Here is a 21,998-nt window from a genome sequence, read left to right on the forward strand (position 1 = left end):
AAGCAACAACGACCAAAGCGAAGTTGAATGATCGCGATTTTAACGATGCACATCTCTCTAACTTCTTGTCCATTTTGCCCATCTTCACAAAAAGCCCGCATTTCTGCTGGCTTTTATAGATTTACATGTTTTTAACTGACGAACCTAAAAATCCCAAACTAACTCATGGTTAGCCACGCATTCAGCCAGCTGCATATAATCCTGCGCACCATTACAATTGACATCATAATCAAAGATCGACTGACCAAACGACGGCGACTCCGCCAACTTAATATTTCTGCGAATCGGCGGATCAAAAATCTTTGCCTGCGACCAAGGCTCATCCCCACCCTGCGCCCCCTCTAAAAACCCTTCTAAATCACCGATCACTTCACCCGCCAAAATCGTCTGCCCTTCATGCATACAAAGCACGATCCCCGCAACCTGCAAGTTTGGATTGAAACCCTGCCTCAACATCGTAATCGTCTCAAACAATTTACCCATCCCCTGCAACGCCAAGAAGTGCGCCTGCATCGGCACAATCACTTCCTTCGATAACGTCAACGCGTTAATCGTCAACAAACCCAGCGACGGCGGGCAATCAAGTAATATAAAATCATACTCCTTCGCAATCGGCTTCACCTTCGTTCGAAGCACCGACTGCGCCGCGCCCGTCACCACTTTATCCGCCAACTCACTCTCCACTCCAGCCAGACTCACATCCGCCGGCAAAACATCCAGTTTCTCATAACCTTCAATCGACTGCCGTATATCCGCCGCCGTCACCTCATCATCAACCAACAAGTCATAAATCGTCTGCTCCAACTGTTCCGGATCAACACCCAAGTACAACGTCAGATGCGCCTGAGGATCTAAATCCAATAACAACACCCGATATCCAAGCCGCCCAAGCGCCGCACCAAGATTAACCGCCGTCGTTGTCTTACCCACCCCGCCTTTCTGATTCATGAGCGCAATCACGCGCGGCGACTTCAATCGCTTCACTTCACCGCCCTGCTTCTTGACCGGCTTCTCAACCGCCACCTCTTGCTCCGACTTCTCCGATTGCTCAGCAGGCTCGTCAACCTCATTCTTTTCTTCTTGCCCCGTTCGCTCATCCAGCGATTCCAACAATTCATCCGCGCTCACCATCTGAATCTCAGCTAGCTTCTCATCACCAATCACATCTCCCCCGCCTTCAACCTCGCGACTGACTATCTCATGATTAGTCTCGCCCGCCATATCCATACCATGATTTTCTATCGCATGGTTAGCCTGAACATCTGCCGCCCGCCTGATCTCAATCTCCTCCACCTTCATACCACTATCCTCACCCCCACTCCCCCCGCCATTCCCCATGGGCATCTCTTCCATCAATTGACCATCACCCACAAATTCCTCCGCATCAGGACCAAGCCCCGCGCTCACACTCACTGCGCCAATCCCCCACATCTCTCCAACCCCCATATCATCTCCGCCACCCAAAACTTCCACCTGTTTCTTTTCTTCCTCATCAGCACTGACCACCTGCCCCGCATTCACAACCTCTTCACGCGCTGCCGGAATGGACCACGATCCTCCGCCCGTCATGATCCCCCCCACAACTGATTCACCCACGCCATCACTTACCACGCCAACAGATTCATCAGCCACCCCCTCCACGTTCGCCTGATCGCTTCCCACCTCCACAGGCTTGCCCACCGGGATATTCATCCCTTCACCGCTACCCGCGCTGTTGGATTCAAATGCGTACTCAGAATGATTCGTTGGCTGGTCGGTCACGGCCGCCTCCCTGCTTGCTGGTCTTCTCAAATTTCCTGCTCACAGTATATCAACACAGCCCCCGACTGTGCCCCGATAAATCACCTCATCTTCCTCCAAAATCCCCCTTCCAAACCCCTTATCCACACTTTATTGCCCCTGTTCACACCGCATCACAGCCCATCGGCTAGCCCATACCCTCAATCTGTGAACAATTTCTGCACAACCAGGCCGATAACATTCCCATTTCTACACACTCCCCCCCAACTCAGCCGATACATAGGGTTATACCTGCTCTCAACAAGGGACATTTCCATCGAATGTTCCCCACTCATCGCCTCTAATCTTAACCCCAATCCCCTGCTCTAACCCGCACCCCCGCAACCCGCTTCACAGCCCCAAAAATCGCACTTTTGTGCCTCCTCCGCAGGATTTGGCAAAACGAACATATATAGTTACGCTTAACCACTCAGTGCAAGACGCTTGATCGCTCTTTCTGGTCTAAGTCTGTGTAAAACAAGGAATAATAAAATATGTCCACGGCTACAGCACAGGGTACGGTCTCTCAGGTCATCGGCTCCACCTTCGATGCCCAGTTCCCAGAAGACCAAATGCCCGAAATCTACAACGCACTCGAGATCGATCTCGAAGTTGAAGGCACAACCAAAAAACTCGTCGGCGAAGTGCAGCAGCACCTCGGCGGCGGACGCGTTCGTGCTGTCGCACTCGGCTCAACAGACGGCATGTCACGCGGTATGCCCGTCCTCGACACCGGCGCTCCCGTTTCCGTGCCCGTCGGTGAAGAAGTCCTTGGCCGCGTCTTTAACCTGCTCGGCGAACCTGTCGACAAAAAAGGCCCCGTCAACGCGACCCGTACCCGCGCCATCCACCAAGAACCACCTAAATTCACCTCACTTTCCGCAAAGACCGAAATCCTCGAGACCGGCATTAAGGTCATCGACCTGCTCTGCCCATTCGTCCGCGGCGGTAAGATCGGCCTCTTCGGCGGTGCAGGTGTCGGCAAAACCGTCATCATTCAGGAAATGATCGCTCGTGTTGCCCGTGAGTTCGGCGGCTACTCCGTCTTTGCTGGCGTCGGCGAACGTACCCGTGAAGGTAACGACCTCTGGCGTGAAATGGCTGAAGCGGAGTACACCGATTCAGAAGGCAACACCTCGCGCGTTCTCGATAAAGTCGCCATGGTCTTCGGCCAAATGAATGAGCCTCCCGGAGCACGTCTCCGCGTCGCACTCTCAGGCCTCTCCATGTGTGAGGACTTCCGTAACTCCGGCAAAGAAACACTACTCTTCGTCGATAACGTCTTCCGTTTCACGCAGGCGGGCTCTGAAGTCTCCGCACTTCTCGGCCGCATGCCTTCTGCTGTGGGCTATCAGCCAACACTGGCAACCGAAATGGGTGAACTCCAAGAGCGAATTACCTCGACCGAACAGGGCGCAATTACTTCGATTCAAGCGGTTTACGTCCCAGCCGACGACTACACCGACCCCGCTCCCGCAACGACCTTCTCTCACCTTGATGCATTCGTTGTTCTCGCACGTGGCATCGCTGAGAAAGGCATCTACCCTGCGGTTGACCCGCTGGCATCAACCTCACGTATCCTCGACCCAAGTGTTCTCGGCGAAGAACACTATGAGGTTTCTCGTCAGGTTCAAACGATCTTGCAGCGATATAAATCCTTGCAGGACATCATCGCAATTCTCGGTGTCGACGAGCTTTCCGAAGAAGATAAGTTAGTCGTTAGCCGTGCACGTAAGATTGAACGCTTCTTGAGCCAGCCGTTCTTCGTGGCTGAGCAGTTCACAGGCTTTGCAGGCAACTACACGCCGCTGAGTGAGACAATCGACAGCTTCAAGCGTATCTGTGCTGGTGAAGTGGACGAGCTGCCAGAAGCTGCGTTCATGTACGTCGGTAACTTGGACGAGGCGAAAGCCAAGGCCGAGAAGATGGCCGCCAACGTGTAAGCCCCCGCCTCCCCCCCGCTCCCGGAAGGTGGACAAGCTTCAAACTGAAACCTGTTCTAACTAACGGTTAGGAATAAAAAATTAGAAGCTGCGGATCATTGTTTGTCCGCAGCTTTTTTTGTGCGCATACGGACGTCTATTCACAAGTTATACGCTGGATTTTACACAAGCAATTTTGCGCGCGTTCTGCGCAGCAGTTGAACATGGGATTTACAAACAGTTTTAGGTCAACGGGTTACAGAATCCAACTTGTGCGCGAGGCGCGACTCGCAGAATTGCGAAAATGGGCTGTATTGGCCAAAAAACATCTGGTTTGGTTCGGTTTTGATGTGTTTTGGACAAAAAGCAGCTAGATATAGTAAGCAAAACGTGCGCACAAAACCGATCACTCAACATTCTGTGCGATCCCTCCATCCCCCCGGATTCTCCCCTCTTCTCCCCTTATTCTCCCCCCCCGTGGCCGCTCGGGGTTGTCTGAGAAATGTGTATCAAAACTCATGACATTGAACGAATGATCTTCATGAACAGGCCTGCGTTTGTTGACTTACTTTGTATGTATTGGCGCGCCGCGAAGTGTCGCGGCGGCTAACTAGTACAACTAGCAATCATGCAAACTGCACGTGAATTGATTTCGGTTCAGCAGTGATGATGCGTTTTTCGATGAGGTGGAAGGGGTGGATCGTTTTGGTTTCGGAAAGCTGAATGAAGTAGACGGGGTTGTTTTTTGAGTCGGGGACAAAATCCCATTTCAGGTGAAGGGTTGGGTTGGTTTTGATGAGTGTTTGGCCGAGGTAAGCGGCCCAGTAGGGGATGAGTGAGGCGAGCTCTTCGGCGGGGATGTTGCCTGCATGGAAGTGGGTGTGGATTTGCGTGAGGATATCGTCTAACCGTTCAATAGACTGCGGTGAATAGTCGAGGTTGATATCGAATTGCTTTTTGGCGGAACGGACTGCGTAGTAGGCATAATCGGGGAATTTACGGGTATAGCGTTTGGCGGAGGCGGGGCTGAATTTCTGAGGTGCGTTATCGGGGCCTAAGTTGCGAGAAGAGCTGAACGGCTTAGGAATAGGGTGGATATATTTCTTGTAGAGAAAGCGGACTGAGCGGTAAAGCGCGATGGCGATCACGAGGATCACCATGAGTTTGAGATCGAATGGGTTCATAGAGGGCATTATAAATAGTGCTAGTGCTAGAGACTAGTGCTAGAAGCGATGAGAATCGGAAGTGCAGAAGGTCGGCGATTTGTAATCGATGATTAATTGGCTTTGATAGGGATGAACGTGGTTGCAGACGGTAGTATGGCGGTTGTAAAACACCCCATGACCGGCGGTCATGGGCTTGATGAAGGAGTGATTATGATGCACTGCGCGCTGGATCAATAAAGTGGGGAGTGAGAATTGCATCGATGATGACACGAACAGGGGAATGGTTTTAGATGTGTGGGTGTATTGACGCGCCGCGAAGTATCGCGGCGGCTAAAAGGGGGAAATGGGGAGGGAAATGATTACGAGCGATTGTCAGTTGGTTGTAAGACACCCCGCCATCGGCCCCCGGAAGATGGCGGGCTTGATTAGAAAGTGATAATGATACGCTGCACGCTTGGTCAGGGGAGATGGATGATACGAACAGAGGAGAGATGAGGGGGAGCAAATAGATTAGTGGTGCGCTGCCAATCAGGGGGGGGAGGATATGAAAGCTACCTGATACGAACAGGGGGGGGGGGGGGTGGATGGGGTGGGGGAAACGCTAGTTATATGCTGTTTTTGTGGGATGATTGGGTAATCGAGCGATAGTGTAAATGGTGGGGATGTTGTGCGGCAAGCATGAGCGGCTGTGGAAGTATCGTGATACGAACAGGAGGGGATGGGGCATGGAGATCATGAGATGGCGCAGACGGTTGTAGAACATGTGTTATGGTGGTTGAAGCAGGTTGGGATTAAGGACGTGTTTGGCGTGCCGGGGGATTTTTCATTTCCGGTGACGGATGCGATTATTGAAGATAAAGAAGTGCGGTGGGTGGGGTGTACGAATGAATTGAATTCAGCGTATGCGGCGGATGGCTATGCGCGTATTAGAGGGATGAGTGCGCTTTGCACGACGTATGGGGTGGGGGAATTGAGCGCGATTAATGGTGTGGCGGGTGCTTATAGCGAGTACTTGCCGATTGTTCACATTGTGGGGATGCCGGGGATGAAAACGCAGGCGGGAAAGAAGGTGATTCATCATTCGTTGGGGAATGGTGAATTTGATTTTTATTATCACATGACGAAGCCGGTGGTTTGTGCGCGGACGATATTGACGGCTGAGAATTGCGTGAGTGAGATGGCGCGAGTGATGGGGTGTGCTGTGAGGGAGAGGCGGCCGGTGTATATTGCGATCCCGAAAGATTGTGCGGAGATGAAGGTGGTTGGGAATGCGGGTGCTGGTAATAGCGAGATTGAGATGAAGAGTGATCAGGAGCGGCTCAAGGCTGCGGTGGATGATATCTTAGCGCGTATTAGAGGGGTTGAGGGTAGAGGCGTGTTTTTGCCGGGGATCATGGCGTACCGGATTGGCGTGGGGAAGGTTTTGCAGCGGCTCGTTGAGAAAACGGGGTTTGGGTTTGCAACGATGTTTCACGACAAGTCGGTGCTAGACGAGACACATGAGCAGTATGTGGGGATGTATGACGGGCAGTTGATGAATCAGCATGTGCGGGAGTATGTGGAGGAGGCGGATCTGGTGATTAATGTGGGGGCTTTGTGGGGTGATTTTAATACAGGGATGTTTACGTCGAATCTGGACGGACATAAAACGATTGATATATATCTGGATCATGCGCAGGTGGGATATGCGGTGTATGAGCAGGTTTATATGAAGGATCTAATCAGCGCATTGGCTGATCGGGTGAGCGGGCAGGATTATGTCTCGGAACTCCGGGCGGAAGGTCTGGGCGAGGCAGAAGGGAAAGCGGACGATAAGATCACGGCAAAGTATTTGTATCCACGGTGGGAACAGTTCTTGAGAGAGGGGGATTTGTTGGTGTGTGATACGGGGACGGTATCGATGGGGATGGGTTTTGCAAAGTTGCCGAAGGGTGCGGTATTTTGTAATCAGACTTTGTGGGGGGCGATTGGGTGGGGGACACCGGCGGCGTTTGGTGCGGCAATCGGAGCGGAAGAGAAACGTGTGATTTTGATGACTGGGGACGGTGCGCATCAGATGACGGCAACGGAGGTGGGTCAGTTTGCTGCGAATGGACTGAAGCCAGTGATTTTTGTGCTGAATAATGATGGATACACGATTGAGCGATTGTTGTGTCGAGTGCCGGAGTATGCGTATAACGATGTGACGGGTTGGCGGTATGCAGATTTGCCGCGAGCGATGGGGTGTAAGGAGTGGATCTGCGCGCGAGTGGAAACGAATGGGGAGTTAGACAGGGTATTGAAGAAGATTAATGAGAATGGGCATGCGGCGTATGTGGAGGTAGTCATAGATCAGATGGAGGTGCCGCCGCTGGCGAAGAAGATTGGGAATGAACTGGGGATGAAGTAGTGCTAGCTTTTTTGTGTGGTTAACGGTGATTGCATGGGGGTTGTAAGAAGGAAAGTGTATTGGCTCGCCGCGAGGTGTCGCGGCGGCTATTGGGAAGAAGTGATTGCAGGCAAATGAAAATTGATTGTAAGACACCCCGCCACCGGTGGTGACGGGCTTGATGGGTTGCGCGCAGGGTCAGAAATGAGCTTGAAAAATTGATGACACGAACAGGGGGGGGGGGGATGGGGGTTAGCGGATTTTGATGGTGGCGAGGGCGAGGGCCGTGAAGAGAGCAGTGAGGAGCCAGAAGCGGACGACGACTTGTTGTTCGGTCCAGCCGAGGAGGTGGAAGTGGTGATGAACGGGTGCGCATTTGAAGACGCGGCGTTTGCCCTTGGTGAGTTTGAAGGTGGCGACCTGGATGATGACGGAGAAGGCTTCGAAGACGAAGATGCCGCCGATGAGGAGGAGTAGGAATTCCTGCCGGATGACGACGGCGATGAAGGCGATGAGGCCGCCGAGGGTGAGGGAGCCGGTGTCGCCCATGAAGACCTGGGCGGGGTGGCAGTTGAACCACATGAAACCGAGACAGGCGCCGGCCATAGCGCCGGCGACGACAGCGAGTTCATCGGCTTCGGGGATGTAGGGGACGAGGAGATGTTTGGAGAGAACGAAGTCCTGATCTTGGTAGCCGGCGATGAGGGCGAGGATCATGAAGGAAGATGCGACGATGACCATGTTGCCGGAGGCGAGGCCGTCCATGCCGTCGGTGAGGTTAACGGCGTTGGAGAAGAAGGTGATGATGAGGGTTGCGATGAGGATGAATGTGCCTGTGCCGAGGATGAACATGTTGGGGTTGGGGATGAACTCGCCCGCGGTGTGGTTCCATGTTTTGAGGAAGGGGAGGTTGAGGGCGTGGGACATGATCTGAGTGTTTTCAGGATCGATGGTGTATTTGGAGAGGCCGTGATGGTGGATGAAGTAGGCGAGAATGGCGGCGAGGCAGATCTGGCAGAGGAATTTTTCTTTGGAGTAGAGGCCTTCACGGGAACCGGGCTTGCGGCGGGCGGAGGTGAGCTTGAGCCAATCATCGGCGAAGCCGATGGCGGCGAAGGCAACGGCGGCGATAAGCGCCATGCGGATGTAGAAAGATGAGAGATCAGCGAGGAGTAGCGTGGAGATGAAGATGGCGATGACGATGAGGAGGCCGCCCATGGTGGGGGTGTTGGCCTTTTGCTTCATGAGTTGGTTGAGGTCTTTGTGATAGAACTCGGGGTTGTCGCCGACCTTTTGTTTGACGAGCCAGAGGATGGTGCGTTTGCCGAAGGCGGTAACGATGAGGAAGGAGAGGACGATGGAGGCGACGGCGCGGAACTCGACCCAACGCAGGACGTTAAGGGGGCCAAGGAAGGAGGATGAGTTGATGAATTCTTGGAAGTATGAATAGATGAGGTAAATCATGTCACCACTTTCCATCCCCATCCCCATCCCCCCTGTTTTAGTTTAAGGCGTAGATACCATTAGGGGTGGAAAGAGCGAGGGACTGGTTTTGATCAATCCGTTGATACAGAGCGCGGGATGATTGCAACGATCGCGCTCAATGAGAAGGCTTCATGATACTCGAAATGGGAGGTTTTTATAGGGAGAAATGTGGTGTGGAATGGATGGGGAGAGAGCTTAATGTTGGGTGTGACGTGAGGGGGTGGGAGAGGAGATGGGGGGGATGGTTATGGGGTTGCGGCGGCGATGGGAAGGAAAGATTCGATGTTCATGAGAAGGATGACAAGGAAGGTGGCGGCGAGGCCAAAGTATTGAACTTTGGAGATGGGCTCTTTCCAGTAAAGACGAGCGATGAGGATATTGAAGGCGATGATGGCGACGGAAACTGTGGGAAGGACGATAGTTGAAGAAAGTACGTCGAGTGAGAGGACGAGGAAAATACAGATGGCGACGTTGGCGATCCCTGCGACTGATCCGGTGGTGTAGGTGGCGAGTTTGTGGCGCTTACGTTCAAAGACGAGGACATGGGCACCGTTACAGATCGTGCCGGTGATGAAGATGACGGATGTATAGGCGAGGAAGCCGGCGTTTACGTTGTCGTCGAAACGGGGGACAGCGTCATGGATGATTGCAAAGAGGGTTTGTGTGAGTGCGGTCGCGAGGAGAATAAAGAGGACGAAAAGTGCGTTTGGTTTTGAGGAAGTTGCGGTTTGCGGTTCGGTGAGTGTGGCTGTCGCTGCGGGTGAATCGGAAGATTGTGGCTGGGCTTGTTCGGGAACAGACTGAGTGAGTTGATCGGGCGTTTCTTTCGGGCGCATGAGCAGAAGTGCGGGGGGAATGATGGCGAGGCCGATCCATTGGATAGCAGAGATGTGCTGGCCGTAAAAAGCCCATGCGTAGATAGCGGCGAGTGTCACGCCCATTTGAATGAGCGCTGAGGTGATGCCGACGCCAAAGAAGTTGTAGGCACGGAAGAGTACAAAGAGGTAGACATAGAAGATGGTGCCCATGGCGATGCCGCCGATTAAGGCGACGGTCGTGAGATGCTGAGGGGTGATGAAGACATGTGCGATGATCAGGAGGAGGATGGAGAGAAGAGCGCCAACGGCGTAGTTGATGGCGGAGACTGTCATTTCGGAAAGCTTTTTGACCTGACCAAAACGGAGGGCCTGGAAGAAAATGACAGTAGCGATGATGTTTAGTGCGAGGTAGAGCATAGCGGGGCAATTGTAACGATATTAGGGTGCTGGCGAAATTGTTCAGGTTGTAGAAATACGCGGAATAGGTGTGAGAAGTTTGTTGGGGGTTATGTATTATTGCTATTTATGGTTAAGAAATGCTGTGTACAAGTGGGCAAATGGGGTATAGTCGCGTGTGGCTGTTTGTTAGGATCGGGGTAGAGGTGCTTGAGCAGAAAGGAATGGATGTGAAGTGTGTTGTGGTGATGTTTGATACGTTGAACAGACGGCACTTGCCGGGGTACGGATGCGATTGGGTGAAGGCTCCGAATTTTGAGCGACTGGCTGAAAAGAGTGTGCAGTTTAATCAGAGTTATGTTTGCTCGATGCCGTGTATGCCGGCGAGACGTGATTTTCATACGGCGCGGCCGAATTTTTTGCATCGGAGTTGGGGGCCGTTGGAGCCGTTTGATGACAGCGTGCCTGAGATGTTGAAGGAAGCGGGTGTGTATACGCATTTGTGTACGGATCACTATCACTATTTCGAGGATGGCGGGGGGACGTATCACAATCGGTATCGCTCGTATGAGTTTAATCGCGGGCAAGAGGGAGATTTATGGAAAGGGGTTGTGAAGGGGGAAGTTGAAGGGCCAGAGGGTTATGCAGGGAGGGGGCCGGGGAGCGGGGTGTACGAGCGGCAAAACTGGGTGAATCGTGGGTATCAGCATGAGGAAAGTGATTGGCCGGTAGCGAAGACGTTTCGGCATGGCATGGCGTTTATTGAAACAAATTGGGCGGAGGACGATTGGTGTTTGACGATTGAAACGTTTGATCCTCACGAGCCATTCTATTCGTGTGATAGATACAAGGAAGCGTATGCGGAACATTACGAGGGATATCGTGGGCCGTTTTTTGATTGGCCGGAGTATGATCGGGTGAAGGAGGGAGATGAGGCGGTGGCTCATTTGCGGTATGAGTATGCGTCGCTGGTGAGTATGTGCGATGCGAAGTTGGGTGAGGTTTTGGACACGTTTGATCGGTATGAGTTGTGGGAAGATACGATGTTGGTGGTTTGGACGGATCATGGGTTTATGTTGGGGGAACGGGATATGTGGGCGAAGTGCTGGATGCCGTTTTATGATGAGGTGGCGCGGACGCCGTTTTATGTGTGGGACCCGAGGTGTGGTAAGAAAGGGGAGGTACGTGAATCGTTGGTGCAGCCGGCAATTGATCTGGGGCCAACACTGCTTAGGTATTTTGGTGTTGAAGGGACAAAAGATATGCTGGGGAAGGATTTAGCTGAGGTGATCGAGAACGATGAGGTCGTAAGAGAGGCGGGGATATTTGGGATGCATGGCGGGCATGTGAATGTGACGGATGGGCGATATGTTTATATGCGAGGGGCGGCTGAATCTACTAATCAACCACTGTATAACTATACGTTGATGCCAACTCATATGCGCGGGTTTGTGGGGTGTGATGTGCTTGGTGAAGCGGAGCTTGTTACGGGATTTGGGTTTATGAAGGGATGCAAGGTATTGAAGCTGGCAGCGAAAGGATGGGAGCATCCGGGAGTCAGTGAGCAAGAAAGAGGTACGATGCTGTTTGATTTGGCAAAAGATGCGGGGCAGGAAGTTAATATAAAGGATGAGGCGGTTGAATCTCGGATGGTGGATTGTCTGATTGAGTTAATGCGTGAGGCGGAAGCGCCGAGTGAGCAATATGAACGTTTGGGGTTAAACAATAAAAAAACGCAGCCTATCGATTAGATAGACTGCGAGCGCAGGCATAGCTTGGCTGCGATTAACACCGCCCGCGGAGAGATCGGTGTTAATTATTTTCTATTTGAAGCTCAGGTTCGATCGTTGTAGTTTCAATAGCAAATCCGTTGTTTGTGAGCTGGGTAGTGATGGTTTGGGTAATGACATCGCCGAGGGTATCTTTAGCGAGTTCTTTACGTTTCTCGGCGATAAAGGCTTGACGTTTCATCTCGAGTTCGGCTATCTGTTTTTGAATTTTTTCACGTTCTTCTTTGGTGATTTTGACGTGTTCAATACGCTGTTCAGGGGTCATTGCCTGCATTGCTTTGGGCAGCTCTTCGGTGGCAACGGTTGCGAGTTCTTCAAGCTTATCTTTATCACCGAAGGTATCGACGAGATCACGGCCAGAATTGTTGTACACTTGTTTTTTAGACTTTGATGCAACACGTTCGGCTATAGCCATGCCGCCCATGTTCATCATATTTTTATCTTGCTTGAGTTGATTTTGAGCACGTGATCGGCGAACTTCAGTAACACCGAAGTAGAGATAGGTGCCGTTGATTTGCGAATTGAGTTCTAAGAATTTGTCGTCGTAGGGGGTCTTGATATTGGCGACTTGACGGTCATGGTTGATGTTGAGGTACTTGCCGGCTGCGAGAATGGCACCGGCCTGCCATGAACCATTGATACCTTCATTGGCGTCGCCGCAATGGATGGTATTGACGATAATATCTTTGGATTTTGCGGTTGAGCAGGCTTGCGAGAAGGGGAATTGACCTTGTGTGAAGGGTTCGTTGCCGGCGATGTAGATGGCGCGGTAATCGTCGGGGTTGGTTGACCAGTCTAATCGTTTGATCGCTTCATTGATGACAAGGCCGCAGTATTCATCGCCACCGTTTGTGGTGAGTGAGAAGAGAGCTTGAGAGACGGCATCGAGATCGTTTGTGAATGGAAGGACTTGGCGGATGTAGCCTTCGGAGGCGGGGAGGCCGGAGTTGCCGTATTCAAAAATGGCGATGGTGAGGTTTGGTGCGAGGCCGTTATAGGTCGCTTTGCCGCATTGGTTAACGATTGTCCAGAGTTGAGCTTTTGCCTGATTGATGAGGCCAGACATTGAGGAGGAGGTGTCGAGGAGGATGGCTATCTGAAGGTTAGGGTTGTCAATTGAGGGAGGGGTGGGTTTGACTTCGATGGTGATTTCGATGGATTCGGCCGTGGCAGGTGCGGGGATGGTCGTTGTGGTTGTGGTTGGGGCGGATTGTTGCGCGATTTTTTTCGCGGAGAGTGGTGCGGAGAGAATCAGGCTGGAGAGAATGGGCAATAGGATCGCTGCTCGCATCATGGTGCTGCCTTTCGTTTTAATTGAAATATGGACTGCTTTATGTGTTTGACGTGATACGCGAGGAAAAGTTCCCGGGCGAGCATATTTTTTAGAATGTATTTTGTTTTCTCAAAGAAAGTGATTTGAGATTGAGATTAGCAAGGGTTTTTGCGATTTTGAGGCCTGCATTACCGGAGCCATAGGGATGGGTCATGCGGGAGAGGTTTAGCGTGAGCGCTTTATCTGCAGCGGTAAGGACGGGCTTGATGCCGTAGGGAGAATCAATCACGGAGCGGGGTTTTTCGCGGCCATTCTGGCGAGGGCCGATATTGACTGCAGGTGTTTTTAGGGCGGCGGCTTCGATCAGGGCGGCGGAAGAGTTTCCGAGGATGAGTTTGGCGTTCTTAAGATGGGCAAGGAACTGAGGGCGAGGTAGATGTGTGAGATGTGTAGTATTACGATTTGCTTGAGGCTTTTTCATGAAAGAATCAATAGCGGTGTTGATGCCGGTTGTGCCGGGATCAGCATTGGGTGAGAGTATGAGGATTTTAAAGTTGTGCTGTTGAGCAAGTTTGCGAGCGGCTGAAAGGGTTTGCGCCATGTGGGATTGCTCTTGCTTTGGTGAGTCTCCGACAGGATGCTGCAAAACAATGATATCTGTGGAGCTTTCTATCTGATGGATAGATAAAACGAGATCGTCGATGGATGGAGAGCCGTGGAGATGGATGGTGCTAGGTAACTCGCCGAGCTTTCTTATGCGCGTGGCGGATTGTTTGGAGGCGGGGAAGTGGATGTGGGCCAATTTGGTGATGGCGTGACGCATGGATTCATCGGCGATCCCTTCTGCGCGATCGCCGCCATGGATATGGGCAAGGTGTATGTTTGAGATTGCGGCGGCGGAGGCGGCGGCGAAAGCCTCGATGCGGTCGCCGAGAACGAGGACGAGGTGTGTTGGGTGTGAGGCGAAATCTGTTGCGAACGAAGCAATTCCACGAGCTAGAGCTTGTGCATCAGCTGCGTAGCCGGAATCATTCTTAGTCTGCATGCGAACTTTTGCGTCTATTTGAAAATCTGATTTGAGAATATCTTTGTATGAACCGGTCGTCAGATGTTGTCCGGCGGCAATGAGACGTAGCTGCAGCTTTGGATGTGCGCTGATCGCGGCGATTACAGATCGAAGGAGGCCGAACTCTGCGCGTGTGCCGGTCACGACGGTGATGTACTTTGTTTGTTTGGAGGTAGGGCGTGTTGTATTTGTCATGACTAATCGTTAAATAGATTGGCGCTGATCTGAGAGAATCGCTTCGGCGATTTTTAGGTCAATGGCAGTGTCGATATCCACAACATCGTGAGGCTGTGTGATGATGGCACGACGATCTGAGCCGAGGAAAGCATGGGGCTGATCGGGGCTGGTTGTCTGTAGCGATTGACGTGTGAGTGCAATGACACCGCCATCAAGCATATAGACTGGGGGGAGATCTTGCCGGCGGTAGATATTGTTGTCTTGGTACATGAGAAGGCGAGAGTCGTCGTCAACACGCTTCATCCAATAGGGATGATTCTTCTCGACAGGATAGACTGATTGAACTGAATCACAATTAGTTTCGGTAAGCTTGTTGATAGCACGATCTGTTAGATCGTGAGGACGTACCGGCACATTACCATATAGAATGGCGATACAGCCGAAGGTTAGGCTGGTTTGTTTTTCGTACTCCGTCAAAGCGTGGCGGGCGGCTGCGTCCACTGTTGCGGTCGAGGTTGCGAGATCGTCTGGTCGTAGGATCGTTGGGATATTGTTATGTTTGGCAATTTGGGCGAGATGAGGGCCATCGGTACTGAGGATGGTGTGTGTAATAGATGTTGAGGCGAGCGCGTGATCGAATGTGTATTGCAGCATAGGCTTGCCGGCGAGAATGAGGCCGTTCTTGTTGGGGAGACCTTGAGAGCCTGCACGGGCGAGGATAATGGCGAGTGTATTCATGCGTTAGACTTCTTGATTAGTTTAAGGACGAAACCATTCAGAACAAGAGGCGCAGAGTTTATTGCAATCAAAGCAATGCTGCGTGTGTGATGCATAAATGGTGAATTGCGATTGCCAGAGTTCTAAAAGCGGCTGCTGAGACATATTGCCTAATGGAGATTGGGCGGTGATATCCTGATCGCATTGAAGAACGGAGCCGTCAGAAAGAATTGTAAGGCGGTTGGCAAGCTGACTGCATGGTTTACGCTTAGGAGGTTGCATGGGAACCGGGGAGAGATCGGGGAGCTTGCCAATGGCGGTCTGGAAGGGGCGGATAAGGGCATGCTTCGCGTGATACATCCAGCGTGCAAAAAAACTGTCCATATCCTCAAGATTAAGCTTTGTCTTTAGAAATGAGGGGATGATCCATGGGATAAAGGCGGGGTTGAAATCTCGCTGACGTTGGAGGCGGGTATTGAGAAGACTTTCAATGTTAAAGAAAGGCGTGTTGTAATCTGATGAGTTCATGACACGCTGGTAGGCTTGCTCAGAATCCGCGTTGAGGTTTGTGATGAGCAAGTCGATGGGGAGATCATGAAGCGAGGCGAGTTGATCTGGGTTGTTGATATGCAGATCGGTTTCAAGTGCGATGCCGAGAACACCGGCGTCATGAGCGGCGATGATGATTTCTTTGTATTGAGGATGAAGAAGTGAATCGCCAACACCTGCAAATGTAAGCACAATGTCGTTGTTGGGATCAACGGCAATCTGTTTAATCACTTTGTGTGCGTGATCAATCGTGATCGGCTCACGGTCGGGGGTGATGTAGTGCTGAACAGTGAGCGGGCCATCTAACGATCGATTAGGCGTAAGCTCTAATGTTATCTGCTGAGGCAGGGACTGGTAATGAAGCAGCGGATTGGAGGTTTCGATTTCGTTGGCCGCGGTGGCAATTTGCAGATTTGTTGCGGAGATGAGTGATTTGCCGAGATGGCTGGCGAGCTGGTTGACGAGCGCGACTGATCGGGCGGTGTCATAGACAAAACGGCGGTTGCAGTCGCGAACAGCGGGAGGAATGGCGATATTCGCATCACGTGAGATGGGGTCGAGCATCGGCTGACTGTGAGAGTAGCCGAGGATTTGACCAAAAGAGGCGTTGTGGTCGGTGAACTGCTGAAATGTTGACTGTGAGGCGATGTAACCTGCCAACCCGGGAGGGGATTGGGTGAAACAGAAACGAAGCGCTTCAGGCGCTTCGCGATGTCGTGTGATCAGCTGTGAGGCGGATTGAAGATCGAAAAGTGGCCAATCGGCACGAACGATGAAGGCGGCGTCTTGTTTGTAATGAGCTAAGGCGTCGGCGAGAGGTTTAGCGGGAAGCGATTCATCAAAGATGGATGACCAACCGAGACCGCCTCGCCATGCGGTGAGTGCCCACTTACGACCAGATTGCCAATTGCGATGCGTAACGTTTGGCGTGTGATTGTGAGGAAAGTAATACAGCGGTTTATCGATGCTTGTGGTAATGAGCGATTGAGGTGCTTGGGATTCAGGGTGCACAATGATAATCTGATCTATCTCTGGAATAGAGGCGAGCCGCGTTAATGTGATATCAAGAATGGTGCGATCCAAAAGTTCATCGGCGATACGAGAAGGGAGGCCGAGGAAGGAATGCTGTGTGTCAGCGATAATGATAGCGGGGAAAGACATGCGGGGTGTAACTCCGGGTTGAGTGAGATAAATCAAGCGGGCTGTGGGGATTGATGTTGAATGAGAGCGTGGGATAGACGCTGCATTGCCTGTTCGAAGATTGTGATGGCTTCATCACAGGATTGAACAATCCAGTCGAGGTTTTCAGCATCACGTTCAAGCTGCTTGTATTGCCTTTCATAGGGATCGTTTGTCGTTATTTCGAGAAGACGATCTTTCTTTTGCCGCTTGTAAGCGCCGAGGACGTTTAGTTTGGTGATGAGATTGAATGCGTGGGCGAGATCATTGGTGGCGTGCTCACGTTGCTCGGTTAATTGGTCAAAGAGGCGAACCATCTTGGCTTTGTTTCGCTGATTTTTCATCATGTCTTCGATAGTGGCGATGGTTTGAACCGTTGTCTGGCGAAGCTCGTTGATATCTGTCATGCGGTTGCCGATTTGTTTTTCGACCTCAGACAGACGATCGGAATCGAGGTGCGTGCTGGGAAGTGGGATTGAGGGGGTTGGTTCTGTCGCGTGTTTTTCGAGTGATTCTGCAAAAGGCATGGCGATGGTATGCTCTTTGGGGAGTCCGCCTTCTGTGGCATCAATGATGGTTTGCGGGGCGTTTGAGAAGTCACGCTCGAATTGTTTGTGGTAGGTGGCCATTTGTTCATCGGTGTAGATTGTGCGGCCGTGATGGTCGGTTGCTTCGCGTAGATGGCCACGCATGCGCATGACACGGATGTACTCCATCATTTCGATTGTGTTGTGAGCGTTGATTTCGGATGACCAGACTTGGTGGACAGCGGTGCCGGGTGCGTAGTAGAGGCCATCGGAAAAGGCGAGATCTTGGCCGATGAACATGATGGGGTCACAGCCGATGTATTGAGCGAGATAGAGAGAGAGATGCGCGACGGTTCCGCCGGCTGGGAGAGAATCTTTGGGCGTGGCCATATCGCCGAGCAGAACGTCATTAAATTCATTACTTAAGGTGCGAACTGGGCCGGGGTAACTGTCGAGGATGGTACAGTGAGCTTTGGGTTCTGCGACAAGTGTGACGGTGGGGAGTGGGGGGAGGTCTTCGTAGAACCGGGCACTGATTTGTGAATAATCGAGTGCGGTGACGAAGTCGGGGGTGATGCCGCGATCGAGGAGTGGGCGGAGTGCGGTCTGAACGGCGATGACGATGATGTTTTTGCGAATCTCTGGGTTTTGGAGGAGATGAACGTTTTTAACGAGTGATGGGCCGGCAGCAACACAGACTGCGGGGAAACCTTTGGCGAAGTCTTTGAGTTCGTTGATGGATGCGCCCGCTGCGTAGAGTGGGAGATTGGCGGTGAGGTTTTCATGGGTGCGGAGATTATTCACCAGCGCGGTGGCGATGCATGTACGCGCGTAGGCGACGATGTCCTTGGCGTGATTATTGAGCTCGGTGAGTTGCTCTGGGAAAAGGCGGCGATAGGCGGGGTGCTCGAAGAGACGAAGACCCTGCGTGATCGCGAACGCGTAGGGTTCGACTTTGGTTTGGAAGGTTGTGCGATCGGGCTGGCCGGTGAAGATGATGAGGTGCTGGCGTGAGAGCCAGGGCGTATGGTCGACGTGCGTCAGCGCGACCAAAAGATTGGCAGGGTCTGGCTCCCAGACGATGAGCAGCCCTTTGGGGCCAAGTCTTTTGGAAACCTCAGCGACGTGGTAGCCGAGCCCGATGCCCATGACAAAGACGGTGGCGGACTCAGAATAGTCAACCTGATCGGCCATGCGCGTGGCTTCTTTAATGGGGTCGTACTTTGAGCAAAGCGCAACGGCTTGGCCGTCTACAGTAAGTGAAGCTGCGGGCAGATCAGATTTTGAATCGGAGATCTTGAATGATTCAGCTGGCTGAAGATCAGCGAGCTCACATGCCAATTCCGGGGCATGATTCTTCAAGAGTGCGAGATTCAACGATAATATGTTTTGCTTGTTTAACATCGTACTACAGGGAGAATTATCGGGCAGTCATGGGTGTGATCTTGAAAGTGAATGAGGTAAAGGGGCAATGGTTGAGTGTGGTTTCCGCAAACATTTGCTGCGCTAGCCTGTAGGTCGTTACGGCTAGATGTTTTTAGAAATTGATTTGTTGCCGCTTGCGGTATGGGCAAGGTGGAAAGTCATAGACAATTTGCTCTAACAGGAGGTGTGAGAATTGACCTAGTCGAGTGAATGGGGGAGGGAAGAGGACGTTTTGATGAAGTTGTGCTATTTGAAAACTTTGGCGGATATTTTTCAAACAACCTGTCACCGACAGTGGCAAGATTGAGTACAAATCGGAAGTGTAGTTACCAAACAGGGGGGGGATTGGGTATGATTCGTTGACGTGATTTGGGGTGTGGGAAGAGGTTAACACTGTTTGTTTGGAGCAAAATGATGGCTGTTGAGCATATTGTCTGGGTAAAATTCAACGATGGCGTGAGCGAAGAGAAGAAAGCGGAATTGGTTGATGGATTAAAGGGTTTGGAGTCAAAGGTGCCAGGGATTGAGCGGTTTACGATCGGAAAAAATTTCACGGACCGCGCGAAGGGGTTTGGGCTTGGATTTGTGGTTACATTGGAATCCAAGGAAGCTCTAAAGGTTTATGCGGAGCATCCGGAGCATGTGAAAGTGGCGGTTGAGCTTAAAGCAAATGCTGAGCTGATGGCAATGGACTATGAGTTTTAGAGCGCTTTGTGTAAATAATCACGCAATCTGCTCTAATTACTTAAGATAGATACGAAATAAAAAAACCGCTTTTAAAAGCGGTTTTTTTGATAATCCGGGTGAATCTCGCTCAGGATTGAGATTTCATGTCGGCGATTTGCGTTGCGAGATCCTGTAATTTGGGCGACGCTGGATTGATTTGGCGAAGATGGTTCATATAGGTTTCCGCATCCTTGGCGTTGCCGGCAATGATGTAGTACTGGGATGCAAGCGCGGTGGCGGCTTCGTTCGCGGGGTCTGCTTTTACAAGCTGCGCAAAATAGAGAGCGGCCTGATCGGGCTGGCCGAGATCATTCCAAACTTCGCCGATTTGCGCAAGTACTTCGGGTTGCATCCGAGCGGATGTGGTCATTTCTGCGATGAGCGGGAGCGCCTCTTCGGGCTTGCCTTGCTCGGTTAGCATTTGTGCATATTTAAAAAGATAGATGGAGTGCTGACGTTGCAGTTTTGAATTGTTGGACTGCTCAAGAGCGATCTCGTACTCACGCGAAGCGGCATCGAAAAGCTCACGCTTGCGGTAGAGATCTGCAAGTGAAGCGTGAGCTTGTGGGAGGTTACGGTCAATCGCAATTGCTCGATTGAGGTAATCGAAGGCTTCCTCGGCCATATCCTGCTGTGCGCGGATCTGAGCGAGATATAGCAGTGGTTCTGGATTAGTTTTATTGAGCTGCGAAGCGCGTTCAAAGTGCTTCACGGCGTTTTCCAGATTATTCAGATTGTCGTAGGCAATCGTGCCCGTGAGCATTTCGGTTTGATATTGATTGGGATCAAGCTGTAGCGCACGCTCAAGCGCATCATAGGCGGCTTGGAAGTTGCGGATGTAGAGCTGAGCCTGACCATCAAGAACCTGAGCCGATGCTGAATCTGGGTTTTCTTTGGCGTATGCAGCAATCTCACCGATCAGCTCGGGAGCGGGCCTTTGATTTTCCATCGCAAGGACGAAGCTGTTTTGTAGCTTGTCGAGGCGATCGGCGAGTTCGACTTGCTTGTCCGCAATCTGCTCTGGCGTTGGCTCTTCGGAATCGAAAAGAAAAATATATGTGCCAAAACACATCGCAATCACGGCGATGAAAACGGCAAACGCAGCGAAGAGGGTCTTATTTGAGCTTGTTTCTGACATAACACATCCGCATAGCTGTCATTGTGCTGGTGAAGACGAACCGCACGAGATCGATTCATCGACGTACAAGTAAGCGTATCCGAGCGAAGGGGATTCGTCACGGAATGAACATAAATCAGCGGATTAATTGTGATTTATTAACGGTTTAGAGTGATTTCTGCTGTGTTATCGGCCCGAGAAGCAGCCAATTCGATCTTGGAGACGGTTTGAAGTCGGCCATCCTCGCCGAGATTGATCCATGCATCACCCGTAGGCAGCGCGCCACCAAAAAGGATGAGGGTATAGACAAGAATTGATGTTTTGATCAGCTTGGGCATGCTCACACCATGAGGAAAAATGTCTGCCGCTGAAAGATGCGGCAACCGTGCTTCGGTAATCATGCAATTAATGTGAGAGAAGTACAAATCATTTTTGCGTAAAAAAAGTGTTAATCGCTTCTAGAGCGTTTTGCGTCAATACCTTCAGCGTTGATTAGTAGGTCGTTACGCGAAAAACAGTCATAGCGTGGATCGGCTGTTTAATGATGTGTATACAGATCCTATAGATAACCACGCAAGCTGCCCTAGAAATACACAGTAAACAAGTTCGTGCAGGAATGACAGAGCCCACGCTATAATGCTCCACATGTTGGAATTACAGCGAAGAGTAAGGATGTGTGTCACTGATGGATCAGCAGCAGGCGGGGTTTTGCCACCAGAAGCAACGGAAAAATTTAACACCTGGGGCGGCTGGCCTGCGATGCGTGGGCTTAGCAGATGGTATGAGGTGGAAGTGATCTGCAAGGGGGATGCAGACGAAACGGGGTACTTCATCAACATTAGTGAGATTGACCAGGCGGTCCGCGAGCAGACATTGCCTTACTTGCAGGACATGATCAGCGGGCCTGGAGATCCGGCAAGCGCGCCGATAGGTGAGGTGGTACGTGGAATGATTAACGGTCTTCAGCCGTTATTACAAGAGGCGGTCGCTGAAGTGCGGCTGCATCTGACACCGATGTTGAGTATGGGGATTGAGAGCGAAAACATGGATAAGGTCACAATACGACACGAATATGAGTTTTCTGCTGCTCACAGGCTGCACTGTGATTCGCTGAGCGATGAGGCAAACCGTGAAGTGTTCGGCAAATGCAATAACCCCGAAGGGCATGGTCACAACTACGTTGTGCAAGTCGCGGTTGCGATGCCGATCGACCCCATGGGGGATGTGGCTCATGTCGAAGAACTCGACGAACTTGTCGATACGGTCGTCATCAAACCTTTTGACCACAAGCACTTAAACAAAGACACAGAAGAATTCGCTGCTTTGAATCCTACGGTTGAGAATATTACAAAGATGGTTTGGGAGAAGCTGACGGGCAAGGTCGATGACCTAGGCTCCATGCCTGGCGCGGAACTGGTGGAGGTCAAAGTCTGGGAAACCCAGAAGACCAGTTGCGTCTATCGTGGCGAGTGATCTACAAAACACTTCCATTTATTCACATATGCGCGTTAAAATAAA

At 51.5% G+C, this 21,998-nt stretch carries 16 protein-coding genes; 5 read left to right on the forward strand and 11 right to left on the reverse strand.

The genetic code is table 11. The annotated features are described in order from the left end of the window. Positions 1-144: 144 nt before the first annotated feature. Positions 145-1,761: a ParA family protein gene (locus KS4_RS17775; protein ID WP_200761372.1), complete on the reverse strand. Its 1,617-nt coding sequence runs from the start codon at positions 1,759-1,761 to the stop codon at positions 145-147. Positions 1,762-2,273: 512 nt separating this feature from the next. Here KS4_RS17775 and atpD point away from each other — a divergent pair. Then, positions 2,274-3,722: a F0F1 ATP synthase subunit beta gene (atpD, locus tag KS4_RS16440; protein WP_145080756.1), complete on the forward strand. Its 1,449-nt coding sequence runs from the start codon at positions 2,274-2,276 to the stop codon at positions 3,720-3,722. Positions 3,723-4,327: 605 nt separating this feature from the next. On the opposite strand, the gene KS4_RS16445 is transcribed toward atpD, so the two are convergent. Further along, entirely contained in the window at positions 4,328-4,885 is a 558-nt protein-coding gene (locus KS4_RS16445; protein ID WP_145080759.1) for a hypothetical protein, read from the reverse strand. A gap of 721 nt (positions 4,886-5,606) precedes the next feature. Here KS4_RS16445 and KS4_RS16450 point away from each other — a divergent pair. Beyond that, positions 5,607-7,256 (forward strand): alpha-keto acid decarboxylase family protein, encoded by a 1,650-nt coding sequence (locus KS4_RS16450; protein WP_145080761.1) that lies wholly within the window; start codon positions 5,607-5,609, stop codon positions 7,254-7,256. Positions 7,257-7,487: 231 nt separating this feature from the next. Here the strand turns inward: KS4_RS16450 and mraY are convergent, their stop codons facing one another. Together mraY and KS4_RS16460 are read right to left on the reverse strand one after the other, a co-directional pair. After that, complete coding sequence (mraY, locus tag KS4_RS16455) at positions 7,488-8,714, reverse strand: phospho-N-acetylmuramoyl-pentapeptide-transferase (RefSeq protein ID WP_200761373.1); 1,227 nt, start codon at positions 8,712-8,714, stop codon at positions 7,488-7,490. 251 nt (positions 8,715-8,965) lie between these two features. Next, positions 8,966-9,955, reverse strand: coding sequence for a hypothetical protein (locus KS4_RS16460; protein ID WP_145080767.1), 990 nt, complete (start codon positions 9,953-9,955; stop codon positions 8,966-8,968). Positions 9,956-10,140: 185 nt separating this feature from the next. Here KS4_RS16460 and KS4_RS16465 point away from each other — a divergent pair, with 185 nt between their 5' ends. Continuing rightward, the gene (locus tag KS4_RS16465; RefSeq protein WP_200761374.1) at positions 10,141-11,685 is read left to right on the forward strand and encodes a sulfatase; all 1,545 of its coding nucleotides are present in this window, start codon (positions 10,141-10,143) and stop codon (positions 11,683-11,685) included. Positions 11,686-11,746: 61 nt separating this feature from the next. On the opposite strand, the gene KS4_RS16470 is transcribed toward KS4_RS16465, so the two are convergent. The 5 genes from KS4_RS16470 to KS4_RS16490 form a co-directional block, all read right to left on the reverse strand. Beyond that, complete coding sequence (locus KS4_RS16470; protein ID WP_145080770.1) at positions 11,747-13,015, reverse strand: vWA domain-containing protein; 1,269 nt, start codon at positions 13,013-13,015, stop codon at positions 11,747-11,749. A gap of 91 nt (positions 13,016-13,106) precedes the next feature. Next, positions 13,107-14,258, reverse strand: a complete 1,152-nt coding sequence (gene neuC, locus KS4_RS16475; protein WP_145080773.1) for a UDP-N-acetylglucosamine 2-epimerase — start codon at positions 14,256-14,258, stop codon at positions 13,107-13,109. 9 nt (positions 14,259-14,267) lie between these two features. Then, on the reverse strand, positions 14,268-14,978 hold the full coding sequence (locus tag KS4_RS16480; RefSeq protein WP_145080776.1) for an acylneuraminate cytidylyltransferase family protein: 711 nt from the start codon (positions 14,976-14,978) through the stop codon (positions 14,268-14,270). Positions 14,979-14,999: 21 nt separating this feature from the next. After that, positions 15,000-16,667, reverse strand: coding sequence for a radical SAM/SPASM domain-containing protein (locus KS4_RS16485; RefSeq protein ID WP_145080779.1), 1,668 nt, complete (start codon positions 16,665-16,667; stop codon positions 15,000-15,002). A gap of 32 nt (positions 16,668-16,699) precedes the next feature. Next, a complete protein-coding gene (locus tag KS4_RS16490) occupies positions 16,700-18,574 on the reverse strand; it encodes a motility associated factor glycosyltransferase family protein (RefSeq protein ID WP_200761375.1) in 1,875 nt (624 codons plus the stop codon). Between the two features lie 477 nt (positions 18,575-19,051). Here KS4_RS16490 and KS4_RS16495 point away from each other — a divergent pair, with 477 nt between their 5' ends. After that, the gene (locus KS4_RS16495; RefSeq protein ID WP_200761376.1) at positions 19,052-19,342 is read left to right on the forward strand and encodes a Dabb family protein; all 291 of its coding nucleotides are present in this window, start codon (positions 19,052-19,054) and stop codon (positions 19,340-19,342) included. Positions 19,343-19,451: 109 nt separating this feature from the next. Here the strand turns inward: KS4_RS16495 and KS4_RS16500 are convergent, their stop codons facing one another. Then, positions 19,452-20,501, reverse strand: a complete 1,050-nt coding sequence (locus KS4_RS16500; protein ID WP_145080789.1) for a tetratricopeptide repeat protein — start codon at positions 20,499-20,501, stop codon at positions 19,452-19,454. Positions 20,502-20,638: 137 nt separating this feature from the next. Beyond that, complete coding sequence (locus KS4_RS16505; RefSeq protein WP_145080791.1) at positions 20,639-20,818, reverse strand: hypothetical protein; 180 nt, start codon at positions 20,816-20,818, stop codon at positions 20,639-20,641. Positions 20,819-21,152: 334 nt separating this feature from the next. Here KS4_RS16505 and KS4_RS16510 point away from each other — a divergent pair, with 334 nt between their 5' ends. After that, positions 21,153-21,953 (forward strand): 6-carboxytetrahydropterin synthase, encoded by an 801-nt coding sequence (locus tag KS4_RS16510; RefSeq protein WP_200761377.1) that lies wholly within the window; start codon positions 21,153-21,155, stop codon positions 21,951-21,953. The last annotated feature ends 45 nt before the right edge of the window (positions 21,954-21,998 follow it).

The sequence above is a fragment of the Poriferisphaera corsica genome (genome assembly GCF_007747445.1).
GTDB lineage: Bacteria > Planctomycetota > Phycisphaerae > Phycisphaerales > Phycisphaeraceae > Poriferisphaera > Poriferisphaera corsica.